The following is a 13,553-nucleotide window of genomic DNA, read 5'->3' as shown; positions in this document are numbered from 1 at the left end:
TAATTTATAAATCGACATTTTCAGCGTCAAATATCAGCCGGTAAATAAGAACCGTTGAATCTCTTATGAATTTGATAGGAGTTGTTAATTGTGGAATATGTTATTGAAATGAACAATATTCGTAAAGAGTTTCCCGGCATTGTAGCTAACGATAATATCACACTGCAGCTGCAAAAAGGCGAAATCCACGCACTGCTTGGTGAAAACGGAGCAGGCAAATCCACGCTGATGAACGTTTTGTTTGGATTGTATCAGCCGGAGCGGGGAGAAATTAAAGTCCGTGGGGAAAAAGTCGATATAACCGACCCAAATAAAGCGAACGATCTCGGAATCGGCATGGTTCACCAGCACTTTATGCTCGTGCAGAATTTTACTGTTACCGAAAATATAATTCTTGGCAGTGAACCAACAGCCAAAGGTTCGATTGATCTTCGAAAAGCAGAAAAAGATGTGCAGGAGATTTCCGATCGTTACGGACTGAGAGTGGATCCTAAAGCAAAAATTGAAGATATATCTGTAGGGATGCAGCAGCGGGCTGAAATCTTAAAGACGCTGTACAGAGGAGCCGAAATTCTGATTTTTGACGAGCCGACAGCTTCCCTTACCCCTCAGGAAATTAAGGAATTAATACAGATTATGAATAATCTTATTCAAGAAGGAAAATCGATTATACTTATCACTCATAAATTGAAAGAAATCATGGAAGTCTGTGACCGCTGTACTGTAATCCGTCGCGGTGTAGGCATAGGCACGGTAGACGTAGCTGAGGCAACAGAAAACAGTCTGGCAGAAATGATGGTCGGCAGGGAAGTCAGCTTCAAAGTCGATAAAACTCCTGCTTCTCCTAAAGAAGTAGTGCTGACTGTAAAAGATCTGGTAGTGGAAGACAGCAGGAAAGTGGATGTTGTTAATAAGCTGAATTTAGAAGTCAGGGAAGGCGAAATTATGGGTGTGGCAGGAGTCGATGGCAATGGTCAGACAGAACTTGTCGAAGCAATTACCGGCCTGCGCCCGGCGAAAAGTGGTTCTATAACCATTGCGGGACAGGACACGACTAAGTATAAGCCGAGAAAAGTAACGGAAGTCGGAATCGGCCACATTCCTCAGGATCGTCATAAACATGGATTAGTGCTGGACTTTACTATCGGGGAAAATATCCTGCTGCAGACTTACTATCAAAAACCCTATACGAACACCGGCATCCTGAATTATAACCGCATGTATGAGAAAGCGCGTGAACTTATTGAAGAGTATGATGTCCGCACTCCTTCTGCAGAAACAAGAGCTGGAGCGCTTTCAGGCGGTAACCAGCAGAAGGCGATTATCGCACGTGAAATGGATCGTTCTCCAAAAGTTTTGATTGCTGCCCAGCCGACGAGGGGGCTTGATGTTGGAGCGATTGAATTTATTCACAGTAAACTCATAGAAGAACGGGATAAAGGACGGGGAGTTCTTCTTGTGTCGCTTGAACTGGAAGAAGTGATCAACGTGAGTGATCGTATAGCAGTGATTTACGAAGGTGAGATCGTCGAAATCGTTGATGCGGCAGATACGAACGAGCAGGAACTCGGGCTTCTTATGGCCGGAGGGAAAAAGGAAGAAGGTGAGCCGACGACATGATGAATATGCTGAAAGGAAGAGCGTTTAATATAGCGATTCCTTTAATCGCTATTTTGTTCGGGTTCCTTGCGGGTGCTGTAATCATGCTTCTAAGTGGAAATAATCCTATAACAGGATACGGGGCCCTGATTTCGGGAATTATTGGAGAACCGTATGATTTCGGTGAAACCCTGCAGCGGATGACTCCTCTTATCTTCTCGGGTCTGGCAGTAGCCTTTGCGTTCCGTACAGGGCTGCTTAATATCGGAGTGGAAGGCCAGCTTATCGTTGGGTGGTTTACATCGGTATACGTAGGTCTGGCTATCGAAGCACCTATGGTTATCCACCTCCCCCTTGCTATTGGGGCTGGAGCGCTTGCAGGAGCTCTTTGGGGATTTGTTCCCGGATACTTAAAAGCCCGTTTCCAGGTCCATGAAGTTATTGTTACGATTATGATGAACTATATAGCGATTCACGTTACTAACTCACTGATCCGTATGTATCTGCTCGATTCGGGGCAGCGTACAGGATTCGTTAACCCGAGCGCCTCGCTGGAATCACCGTTTTTATCGGAAATTACGCAGTTTTCCAGACTGCACTGGGGTTTCTTTATAGCAGCTGCAGCGTGTGTGATTATGTGGTTTATTCTCTGGAAAACGAGAAAAGGGTTTGAACTGCGTTCTGTAGGATACAACAAAAATGCCTCGTTGTATTCCGGCATGAATGTTAATGCAAATATTGTACTTTCGATGGTCGTATCCGGAGCATTCGCAGGTGCTGGGGGAGCTATGGTGGGACTTGGTACATATCAGTACGCCAATATCCTTCCTTCCTTTACAAACATCGGATTTGACGGTATAGCGGTTGCCCTTCTTGGTGCCAGCACTTCTGTAGGGATTTTTCTTGCTGCTTTCCTTTTCGGGGGACTTCAGCAGGGAGCCAATATGATGCAGGCCCAGGCCGGTGTTGCGCCTGAGCTTGTCGAAATTATTATTGCTCTGATTATTTTCTTTGTAGCATCAAGCTACATTATCCGCTGGGCGTTTACCCGCATGCAGAGCAGGAAGGAGGAGAAATAAATGGATGTAGTATTACAAATACTCTATATTATTGTACCGGCAGCTTTAATTGCGGGAACTCCTCTAATGCTTACTGCTATGGGCGGGCTTTTCAGTGAACGTTCCGGTGTTGTAAATATTGGTCTTGAAGGTCTTATGATTATGGGGGCTTTCGGAGGCATAATCGGTACGCTTATGTTCGAAGGGTTCGGTTTTGGAGCAGCATCGCCATGGTTTGGTATTTTATTCGGTATACTCCTCGGGGCGATTTTTTCTCTTTTTCACGCCGTAGCTTCTATTTCGTTCCGGGCTGACCAGATTGTCAGTGGTGTAGCATTGAACTTTTTAGCATTGGGACTAACGGTATTTATCGTACGGGAAATATTTGACCGTGGACAGACGGACACAATCAGTTCCCGTTTATTCCGGACGGACGTTCCGCTGCTCAGTGATATTCCAGTGCTGGGACCGATGCTGTTTTCCAGAGTGTATGTGACGACTTATATTGCCCTTCTCATCGTAGTACTCGTATGGTATGTCGTATTTAAAACGCCGTTCGGGCTTCGACTGCGTGCAGTCGGGGAACACCCGATGGCGGCCGACACGATGGGGATCAAAGTGCAGCGCATGCGCTATATCGGCGTACTTCTCAGTGGAGCTTTCGCTGGAGCCGGTGGATCGGTATATGCTGTTACAATCGCTGGTAACTTTGCATCCGGCACGATCGTAGGTCAGGGCTTCATGGCTCTGGCGGCTCTCATATTTGGTAAATGGACCCCGTTCGGGGCAATGGGAGCTGCAATCTTCTTCGGTTTTGCGATGGCCTTAAGTACGTCGGCCCAGCAGCTTCCGGGTCTGCAGAATATCCCGCAGGTTTACTTCCTTATCCTGCCTTATGTATTGACTATTCTTGCACTTGCCGGTTTTGTAGGCAAAGCAGAACCACCAAAAGCATTGAATCAGCCGTATACAAAAGGAAGCCGCTAATATACGAAAGCCTCCGGATTACTTGTCCGGAGGCTTTTGTAGTATTAAGTAATAAATCCCGAAAAAGTCTTGTCATTTATAACATCCTGATTATTAATCTCTATGTCTTACATCCTTTGTATGCCCCTTCGAATTGTTCCAGTCAGTGAAAAACTGCGTAGGAAGACGGTTATTTATGATATGATCAGGAAAGAATTAGGGGGTATTTGGATGGTAAATTCTTTTACAGCTCGTAATAATGTTCACGTATATGGCTCAGGAGAAAAAGTGCTGATGCTGGCACACGGATTCGGAACAGATTAGCAGGTGTGGCACCGCATTATTCCTGAGCTTCAAAAAGAGTATAAGGTAATAACTTTTGATTACACTGGCGCAGGACTTTCTGACGCGTCTGCTTATGAGGAAAGCAGGTATGCAGCAATCAGCGGTTATTCCATGGACATCGTTGAAATACTGGATGAAATGAATACAAGCAATATTCACTTTATTGGACATTCTGTAAGCGGCATGATTGGAGGCAGACGCGGCTGTGAAGCGCCCCGATCTCTTCGCATCAATAATCATGATAGGACCATCCGCTCATTATTTAAATGACGGTGCTTACAAAGGAGGGTTTGAGCAGAGTGAAATAGATGCTTTGATGAACATGATGGAAAGAAACTATAAGGAGTGGGCCAGAACATTGGCACCTGCGGCTATGGGTCGGGAGGCAGACCAAGAACTCACTGCCGACTTTGAACAAAGGCTGACGAGGAACGACGCACTTATCACACGGCAGTTTGCCGAGGTGACATTTCAGCTTGACCGCAGGGAGCATATTAAATATGTGAAGGTGCCGGTAACGATTCTTCAGACTCAGGAGGACATGATAGCGCCGGTGGAAGCCGGGAGATATATTCATGAGCGTATCACAGGAAGCCGTTTTGTCCTTATGGACGCCACAGGGCATAATCCCCATTTATCTCATCCGGAAGAAGTTATTAAAGAAATACGCAGAAATTTACGTGGTGGTGAGAAGATATAATGGACAAAAAACTTGATTCTGCTCCGTGCGGATATATTGTATTTACAAAAGACGGCCACATTAAAGAAGTAAACGAAACGATGTGCACGATGCTTTCTGTAACAAAGATTCAATTACATAAAAAACATCTTCACGATATTATTTCGAAAGCTTCCAGAATTTATTTTCAAACGTATTTTACTCCGCTTCTGATGATGCATGAAGAAGTAAAGGAAATGTATTTAACTTTTGTTACACCGGATAACGTGGAGCTGCCGACTTTAGTGAATGCTTATTTAAAGGAAGAAGAGATAGTTTGTGCGGTTCTTCAGATGAAAGTACGGGATGAATATGAGCAGGAGATACTGGTTGAAAAGAAAAATGCTGAAAGAATTATGCAAGAAACAGATAAAGCGTACAAACAGCTGCAGGGGCTTCTCCAGGAATTTGAAAAAAAACGGAAAGAGCTGACTCTTCTCAATGGTGAACTTGAACAGCTTTCTATCACGGATTCGTTAACAGGGCTGTACAATCGACGGTACATAGAAAGCCGTCTGGAAGATTTTCTGGAGGAAGCAAGGAATAATAGGGTGCCTTTTGGTGTCCTTATGATCGATATCGATCATTTCAAAGTTGTAAACGATCGTTTTGGCCATCAGGCGGGAGATGAAGTGCTTAAAGAGCTGGCCGGTGTTCTTTCAAGTGGAGTCAGAAGTGATGATGTTATCGGCCGTCTCGGGGGAGAGGAATTTTTAATTCTTCTCGGTTCCGCCGGGAAAGAAGAAGCTGTGGAAACTGGAGAAAGGCTCTGTCGGCTGGCCGCTGATAAAGTCTGGAAGTCACCGGCTGTTACGATCAGTGTAGGAGTAAGTGTATACGAAAAGGGAGATTCCAAGCTGGACCTGCTTGAAAAAGCAGATAAAGCACTGTATAAATCAAAAGCCGAAGGCAGAAACCGTTCCACCTGCCAGGGTGTTCTCTAATAATTCGCCTGCAGGTTTCCTTTATTGAAACGGTGTTTCCCCCAAATAACCGGGCACCTTACTTCTGGAGTTTAATAGCCGGCAAAGTAAATTCTTATATAGACAAATATGAAAGGACATCTGTAGGAGTACCGGGGCAAATGTGCTAAAATATACGGCATGAAACAGAGGCAGGGAGTGAATCATCATGTCATCATTAGATATGTCAAAATACGAAAAGAAAATTATAGTCCGAAACATCCGCCGCGAAGATATTGAAGATATTATCAGTTTATCAAAAATATGCTTTCCGGACATGGACCCCTGGGAGCGCAGACACCTGCTCAGCCATATAGAAGTTTTTCCGGAAGGCCAGTTCTGTGTTGAGATTGAAGGAGAAATTATAGGATCCTGTTCCAGTCTTATGATCAATTTTGATGAATATGATGATCAGCACACGTGGGATGAAATCACAGACGAAGGGTATATTACGAACCATGATCCCGAGGGTTTTAATTTGTACGGAATCGAAGTAGCCGTTCATCCGGATTATCGGCGGATGAAAATCGGACGCCGCCTTTATGAAGCACGAAAAGACCTGGCAAGAGAAAAAAATCTGAAATCAATTATAATCGGAGGCCGTATTCCTAACTACAGGAAATATGCATCTGAAATGTCGCCGCGTCAGTACGTAGAAGAAGTTATTAACCATAACGTCTTTGATCCGGTGCTCACATTTCAGGTTATGAATGGCTTCACGCTGAAACGAATCAACCGTAATTATCTTGAAGATGACCGGGCTTCGTTGAAATATGCTACGTTGATGGAGTGGAATAATGTCGATTACCGGCCGACAACAAAACGGCATTTTAAAACAGCTTTTCCAGTTCGAATCTGCGCGATCCAGTACATGATGAAAAAAATCGATTCGTTTGATGAGTTTGCCCAGCAATGTGAATATTATGCAGACGTCGGAGCAAGCTATTCTTCAGACTTTGTTGTTTTCCCGGAGATTTTCACGACACAGCTTCTTTCCTTTATAGAAGAAAAGAGTCCGAGCCGGGCCATACGCCGTCTGACCGATTTCACGGAAGATTACATTAACCTGTTTACTGATCTTGCTATTAAATATAATGTTAACATTATTGGAGGTTCCCACTTTGTAGAAGAGGAGGGAGGTATTTATAATATCGCCTACCTGTTCCGTAGAGATGGCACCATTGAAAAACAGTACAAGCTGCACATTACACCGAATGAAAAGAAGTTCTGGGGCATTCAGGCGGGAAGCAAAGTGGAAGTGTTCGACACGGACTGCGGAAAAATTTCTATTCAAATATGCTACGATATCGAATTTCCTGAGCTCTCGCGGTATGCTGTTGAACAAGGGGCGGGTATTATATTCAGTCCTTTTTGTACAGATGACCGCCAGGGATATCTTCGGGTACGCTACTGCTCCCAGGCCCGTGCAGTGGAGAACCAGGTATATACAATGATCGCAGGAACGGTAGGAAACCTTACACATGTGGAAAATATGGATATACAATACGCCCAGTCAGGTATCTTTACTCCTTCTGATTTTTCTTTTCCTAAAGATGGTATCGTAGGAGAATGTCATCCGAATATTGAAACGGTTGTTGTCGGAGATGTGGACCTCGAACTGCTCCGCCGCTCGCGTAAATCAGGGAATGTCACTCAGTGGAAAGACCGCCGTAAAGATTTATATAACGTGAGCTTCAACTACTAGGCAAATAAACAGTGGTGCACCGGAAAAAATCTGGTGCACCTTTTGCTGTCAGTGCTTTTTCGTATCTGCTGGACTTTCTGTTTAACAGCAGTGCCGAAACTTAGATAAAGACAGAGTGAATTCATTCTGCGTGACTTCCGGGGGATTTCTGTCAAAATTAACTTTAAATGCACGATTGAAGAATATAGGGAGGCTTCCAATGATCAAAACCGGAGTGTTTTCAGGAAGAGAAGTATATGAATATACGCTGACTAATACTATCGGAATGAAAATAACTGTTCTTAATTACGGGGGGACGATTACAGGGATTTATGTGCCGCTCTCCGGAGGAGGGACGAAAAATATAGTTTTAAAGTACGACGATTATGACGAGTACGAAATAAATCCATATTATTTCGGTTGTATTATCGGCAGGACCGCCGGCAGGATTTCCGGAGGAAGCTTTACTGCCGGTGCAGAAACATATTCTGTGCTGCAGAACGAAGGAGTAAATCATCTGCACGGTGGAATAAAAGGTTTTGCTCATACTTTCTTTGAAGTGGAACAGAAAGAAAATTCTCTTATTCTCACCTGCGTAAGCCCGGACGGTGAAGACGGATATCCGGGAAATGTGAAACTGGAAGTAACTTATACGCTGACGGCGGAAAATGAGCTGCTGATAAATTATAAAGCTGTTACAGACAAAATAACGCCGCTTAATTTAACGAATCATACGTATTTTCTTCTTGAAGATGAATCCGTGGAAAATCATAGGTTGTTTTTGAACAGCAGTGCTTTTTATTCACTCGATGAAGCTTCTCTGCCGAAACGGCTCATTGACGTTGTAAAGGGAAACTTATTTGATTTCAAAAAAGGCAGATACCTGCAGGAAGTATTCACCTCGAATGATCCACATACCGAAGCTGCCGGTGGAGGACTGGATCATCCTTTCCTGCTCGACAGCGGAAACCCGGCCGGAGAAATTGTTCATCCGGAAAGCGGAAGAAAAGTTATAATAGAAACCGATCAGCCGGCTGCTGTTATTTATACCGGAAATTTCATAGCTGACAGCGTGTCTGTAAACGGGAAGCCTGGAAAGGGATACGGGGGAATCTGTTTTGAAACACAGGAGGTTCCGGACAGAGTGGAAAGTATACTGGTCAGCCCGGAAAAAATATACAGACAGAGGACCGTTTTCCGGTTTAGCTTTTAACGCGCTGTTTCAGTGATGGTATTAATAAAGGAGGAAAAAGCAGAATGTTTAATAATACAGAAGTTTTGCCAGCCATAAGAGATTTAAAAGATCTGGATAAAGCAATCAAAACGGACAGTGATCACATTATTCTTCTTAATACGCATGTAGGCCAGTTGAAAAGTCTTGTACGCATGATCAAAAGCGAAAACAAAAAAGTGCTGCTCCACGCTGATCTTGTACAGGGATTGAAAAATGATGAATATGCAGCGCAGTTTCTCGTGCAGGACATTAAACCGGATGGTCTTATCTCAACGAGAAAAAGCGTGCTGCTAACAGCTAAAAAAGCAGGCTTAATTACTGTCCAGCGCCTTTTTCTTCTGGATTCTATTGCTCTGGAGTCCAGTTATCAGATGCTGAAAACGATTCAGCCGGACTGTGTGGAAATTCTACCCGGAATCATTCCCCATATTATTCAGGAAGTCTATGAAGAAACAAAACTGCCTATCATAGCCGGGGGACTCATACGGTCGGAAAAAGAAGTGAAGGCTGCTCTTGGAGCGGGAGCTGTTGCAGTAACTACGTCCAACAGGGATCTGTGGAAGGATACCGGTATGTAAACAAGTTGACAACGCTTTCTTAATTTGGTTTAATATGATCAAGTTAATAAATTATTCATGGAGACAGAGGAGACCAATGAATATTTGTCCGGCAGATCCACGCGCCGGGTCAAATTTTTGTTGGTCTTTTTTTGTATCCGCACAACAAAAAAAGGAGGATAAAATCATGTCGCCATTCTGGGGAGAAGTTTTCGGTACGATGATCCTGATTGTTCTGGGGGCAGGTGTGGTCGCGGGAGTAGTGCTGAAGGGTACAAAGTCGGCAGAGAGCGGATGGATTGTGATTACAGCAGGATGGGGTCTTGCAGTTGCACTGGCTGTTTATGCTGTCGGGGATATCAGCGGCGCCCACATCAATCCTGCAGTGACTGTAGGTCTGGCACTGGTCGGGGAGTTTCCGTGGGCTTCTGTACCGTCGTACATTGCCGCCCAGGTAATCGGGGCAATGATTGGGGCTTCTCTCGTTTATTTCCATTATTCTGCCCATTTCAATGCGACAGAGGACGAGGGGGCGAAACTCGGGACGTTTGCAACCGGACCGGCCATCAGGCATACTCCTTCCAATTTTTTCAGTGAGGTCCTCGGTACGTACGTTCTCGTTATCGGAATATTGTTTATTGGAGCCAATGCTTTTACTGACGGACTGAATCCGCTGATTATAGGACTGCTGATTTTCGCTATCGGTCTGTCTCTCGGAGGTACTACGGGGTATGCTATCAACCCGGCACGTGATTTCGGTCCGCGGCTCATTCACGCTATTATGCCGATTAAAGGAAAAGGTACATCCGACTGGGCCTATTCCTGGATTCCAATTGCGGGACCGATTATTGGAGGAGGGCTCGGTGCGCTTTCCTACGCTGCAATGTTTCAGGGAATCGTGTACCCGGCTTTGTGGGTTTTCATTGCGCTGTTTACAGCTGTAATGGTTCTAGCCTTCATGCTGGAGAGAAAGAATATTAAAACAAGTGATGAAAAGTTTGAGTATCAGAACCTAAGGGGTAAAAAAGCGTAAGGGGGAATTAGACTATGCCAAAAAACTATGTACTAGCACTCGACCAGGGAACAACCAGTTCACGCGCCATTTTATTTAACAAAGAAGGAGAAATAGTCGACACAGCCCAGAAAGAATTCCGTCAGTATTTTCCAAACCCGGGCTGGGTGGAACATAATGCCAACGAAATCTGGTCTTCCATTCTTGGTGTTATGGCGGAAGTGCTGAATAATCAGAATGTACCTGCTGCAGATATTGCAGGGATCGGCATTACCAATCAGCGGGAAACAACGGTTGTATGGGACAAACATACCGGAAGACCGGTGTACCATGCACTCGTCTGGCAGTCCCGTCAGACAGACGATATCTGCCAGGAACTCAGAAAAAAAGGTTACAATGATCTTTTCCGCGAAAAGACGGGTCTTTTGATTGACGCCTACTTTTCCGGTACGAAAGTAAAATGGATTCTCGACAACGTGGATGGTGCCAGGGAAAAAGCAGAAAACGGAGATCTTCTTTTTGGGACGATTGATACGTGGCTTATCTGGAAGCTGTCCGGCGGAAAAGCACATGTTACAGATTACTCCAACGCTTCCCGTACACTTATGTACAATATACATGAGCTTTCCTGGGATAAGGAACTGCTGGATATTCTCGGCGTTCCTGAATCCATGCTTCCTGAAGTACGTCCATCTTCGGAAGAATATGCTAAGACTGTCAACTATCATTTCTTCGGGGAAGAAGTACCGATTGCAGGAGCAGCCGGGGATCAGCAGGCAGCTTTGTTCGGCCAGACGTGCTTTGAAAAAGGGATGGCTAAAAATACGTATGGAACAGGCTGTTTTATGCTGATGAACACGGGGGAGAAACCAGTGGAATCAACCCACGGACTTCTGACAACGATCGCCTGGGGCCTCGACGGAAAAGTTGAGTATGCTCTTGAAGGAAGTATCTTTGTAGCAGGATCTGCCATTCAGTGGCTGCGCGACGGACTTCGGATGATTAACTCTGCTCCGGACACAGAAAAATACGCAGAGCGGGTCACTTCCACTGACGGCGTTTACGTTGTACCGGCCTTCGTAGGTCTTGGAACCCCGTATTGGGACAGTGACGTCCGGGGGGCTGTATTTGGTCTGACGAGAGGAACGGAAAAAGAGCATTTTATTCGGGCAACACTTGAATCCCTCACTTATCAGACAAGAGACGTACTCGATGCCATGGAAGCTGACTCCGGCATCGAACTGAAAACGCTGCGGGTCGATGGCGGTGCCGTGGCCAACAACTTCCTGATGCAGTTTCAGAGTGATATTCTCGGTACCGAAGTGGAGCGTCCGAAAGTTCAGGAAACGACGGCATTGGGAGCCGCCTACCTGGCAGGTATTGCCGTAGGATTCTGGAACAGCAAAGAAGATGTAGTAAAACAATGGGCAGTAGAGAGAACCTTCCACCCTGAAATGAAGAAAGAAGAAAGGGAAGACCTTTATGAAGGATGGAAAACAGCAGTTAATGCTGCGATGGCTTTTAAAAGATAATTCGTTATTCGGGCCGGTTTATGCTATAATGGCATTAAATTAATAAATGGTCTGGAGACAATGGAGAGACCGCAGCATAGAAGCACGCCTGAAAAGGGCTTCTTATGTTGTGGTCTCTTTTCTTACTTTACAGACTTTTCTAAAAATTATATTGAAGAAACAGGGAGATTTAAAAAAAGAGAGGATGTTGAATGTGGCTAAACCATTTTCAGGACTGCAGCGGGAGATGTACTTGAAAAAAATGACGCAGCGGGAGCTTGATGTACTCGTGATCGGTGGAGGCATCACCGGAGCAGGAATTGCTCTTGATGCCGTATCCAGAGGAATGAAAACAGGGCTTGTGGAAATGCAGGACTTTGCTGCGGGGACCTCAAGCCGGTCGACGAAGCTTGTACACGGTGGACTGCGTTACTTGAAGCAGCTTGAATTTAATATCGTAAAAGAATCCGGTCAGGAAAGGGCCATCGTATTCGAAAATGCGCCGCATGTAACCCAGCCGGAGTGGATGCTGCTTCCGCTTCTTAAAGGAGGTACGTACGGGAAGCTTGCAACATCAGTCGGACTGAAAATGTACGATACGCTGGCAGGAGTCCGGAAACATGAACGAAGAAAGATGCTTAATCGAAAAGAAACGCTGGAAAAAGAGCCGCTTCTCCGTGATGATGAAAAACTGAAAGGCGGAGGATACTACGTAGAGTACAAAACGGATGACGCCCGCCTTACGCTGGAAGTTATTAAAGAAGCAGTTTACAGGGGGGCTCAGGCGGTTAATTACACGAAAGCCGAAAATCTGCTTTATGAGAATGGAAAAGTGGTTGGAGCACGGGTTACGGACCGTAGAACAGGTGAAACATACGACATCCGTGCAAAACATGTCGTCAATGCGGCCGGGCCGTGGGTCGATGAACTGCGTGAAAAGGATGGATCAAAACAGGGTAAATACCTTCATTTAACGAAGGGAGTCCACATCGTTCTGGATCAGTCCAAATTCCCACTGCGCCAGGCCGTTTATTTTGATACGGAGGACGATGGGCGTATGGTATTCGCTATCCCCCGCAGAAACAAAGCATATATTGGTACGACGGATACGTACTACGAAGGGGAGATTGCCAATCCGCGGATGACAGAAGCAGACATGGATTATTTAATTAAAGCAGCTAATTATATGTTCCCCTCCAAACAAATTACGAGAGAAGATGTGGAATCCAGCTGGAGCGGCCTTCGTCCACTTATTCACGAAGAAGGAAAAAGCGCTTCAGAAATATCAAGAAAAGATGAAACCTTCATTTCAGAATCCGGCCTTATTTCCATTGCAGGTGGAAAATTGACCGGCTACAGGAAAATGGCGGAGCGGATTATTGACCGTATTGCCAAGCAGGAAGGAATCAAAAAGAAATGTATAACAGATAAAATCGTTTTGTCGGGTGGAGACGTCGGTGGTTCTGATAAGCTCCAGGCGTTTGTCAGCGGAGCTGTTGAAAAAGGTGTAAGCCTCGGATTGAGTGTAGAGGAAGCGGAAGTTTTATCCGAATTGTACGGATCGAATATTCTGCGCGTGTATGAAATTATGGAAACACAGGGGGAGGAAGCAAAAAATTATGGGCTTCCCGAAGGAATTTATGCTTCTCTCGTGTACGGAGTGGAGGAAGAAATGGTCTATTCGCCGATTGATTTTCTTAACCGCCGTACAAGTGCCCTTTTCTTCAACATGCCTTACGTTCAAAAGTATAAGAACGGCGTGCTGAGATACATGGCGCATCGCTTTAACTGGACGGACGAAGAACTGGATAAACACATTGAAATGCTTGAGGAAGAGATTTATTACGCGAAAAACCCTGTAAAAACAGAAGAGAATAATTAACATTTGCTTTACTAAATCCGCGAAA

General features: G+C 45.1%; 12 protein-coding genes. All 12 read left to right on the top strand.

Annotation, left to right across the window (positions count from 1 at the left end):
• Positions 1 to 90: 90 nt before the first annotated feature.
• The 12 genes from C6Y45_RS08550 (at position 91) to C6Y45_RS08500 (ending at position 13,528) form a co-directional block, all read left to right on the top strand.
• Positions 91 to 1,620 (top strand): ABC transporter ATP-binding protein, encoded by a 1,530-nt coding sequence (locus tag C6Y45_RS08550; RefSeq protein ID WP_107584817.1) that lies wholly within the window; start codon positions 91 to 93, stop codon positions 1,618 to 1,620.
• Positions 1,617 to 2,678 carry an ABC transporter permease gene (locus C6Y45_RS08545; protein ID WP_281260604.1) on the top strand — a complete coding sequence of 354 codons (1,062 nt, stop codon included), beginning with the start codon at positions 1,617 to 1,619 and terminating at the stop codon, positions 2,676 to 2,678. The genes C6Y45_RS08550 and C6Y45_RS08545 overlap by 4 nt, the downstream gene beginning before the upstream one ends.
• Complete coding sequence (locus C6Y45_RS08540) at positions 2,679 to 3,644, top strand: ABC transporter permease (RefSeq protein ID WP_107584816.1); 966 nt, start codon at positions 2,679 to 2,681, stop codon at positions 3,642 to 3,644.
• A 306-nt stretch (positions 3,645 to 3,950) separates the two neighbouring features.
• On the top strand, positions 3,951 to 4,238 hold the full coding sequence (locus tag C6Y45_RS17950) for an alpha/beta fold hydrolase (RefSeq protein ID WP_245922621.1): 288 nt from the start codon (positions 3,951 to 3,953) through the stop codon (positions 4,236 to 4,238).
• Positions 4,207 to 4,668 carry an alpha/beta fold hydrolase gene (locus C6Y45_RS17945; protein WP_245922620.1) on the top strand — a complete coding sequence of 154 codons (462 nt, stop codon included), beginning with the start codon at positions 4,207 to 4,209 and terminating at the stop codon, positions 4,666 to 4,668. Before C6Y45_RS17950 ends, C6Y45_RS17945 begins: the two co-directional genes overlap by 32 nt.
• Positions 4,668 to 5,630 (top strand): sensor domain-containing diguanylate cyclase, encoded by a 963-nt coding sequence (locus C6Y45_RS08530; RefSeq protein WP_107584815.1) that lies wholly within the window; start codon positions 4,668 to 4,670, stop codon positions 5,628 to 5,630. Before C6Y45_RS17945 ends, C6Y45_RS08530 begins: the two co-directional genes overlap by 1 nt.
• 187 nt (positions 5,631 to 5,817) lie before the next feature.
• Positions 5,818 to 7,353 (top strand): bifunctional GNAT family N-acetyltransferase/carbon-nitrogen hydrolase family protein, encoded by a 1,536-nt coding sequence (locus tag C6Y45_RS08525; protein ID WP_107584814.1) that lies wholly within the window; start codon positions 5,818 to 5,820, stop codon positions 7,351 to 7,353.
• A 199-nt stretch (positions 7,354 to 7,552) separates the two neighbouring features.
• Positions 7,553 to 8,545 (top strand): aldose epimerase family protein, encoded by a 993-nt coding sequence (locus tag C6Y45_RS08520; protein WP_107584813.1) that lies wholly within the window; start codon positions 7,553 to 7,555, stop codon positions 8,543 to 8,545.
• Positions 8,546 to 8,589: 44 nt separating this feature from the next.
• Positions 8,590 to 9,144, top strand: coding sequence for a glycerol-3-phosphate responsive antiterminator (locus C6Y45_RS08515; RefSeq protein WP_107584812.1), 555 nt, complete (start codon positions 8,590 to 8,592; stop codon positions 9,142 to 9,144).
• Positions 9,145 to 9,310: 166 nt separating this feature from the next.
• A complete protein-coding gene (locus C6Y45_RS08510) occupies positions 9,311 to 10,156 on the top strand; it encodes an MIP/aquaporin family protein (protein WP_107584811.1) in 846 nt (281 codons plus the stop codon).
• A 14-nt stretch (positions 10,157 to 10,170) separates the two neighbouring features.
• Positions 10,171 to 11,667 (top strand): glycerol kinase GlpK, encoded by a 1,497-nt coding sequence (glpK, locus tag C6Y45_RS08505; RefSeq protein WP_107584810.1) that lies wholly within the window; start codon positions 10,171 to 10,173, stop codon positions 11,665 to 11,667.
• Positions 11,668 to 11,860: 193 nt separating this feature from the next.
• Positions 11,861 to 13,528 (top strand): glycerol-3-phosphate dehydrogenase/oxidase, encoded by a 1,668-nt coding sequence (locus tag C6Y45_RS08500; protein ID WP_107584809.1) that lies wholly within the window; start codon positions 11,861 to 11,863, stop codon positions 13,526 to 13,528.
• Positions 13,529 to 13,553 lie beyond the last annotated feature (25 nt).

Source organism: Alkalicoccus saliphilus (assembly GCF_003044065.1).
Lineage (GTDB): Bacteria > Bacillota > Bacilli > Bacillales > Salisediminibacteriaceae > Alkalicoccus > Alkalicoccus saliphilus.
Note: the sequence above shows the minus strand (reverse complement) of the source record. Positions and strands in the feature narration are given on the sequence as shown.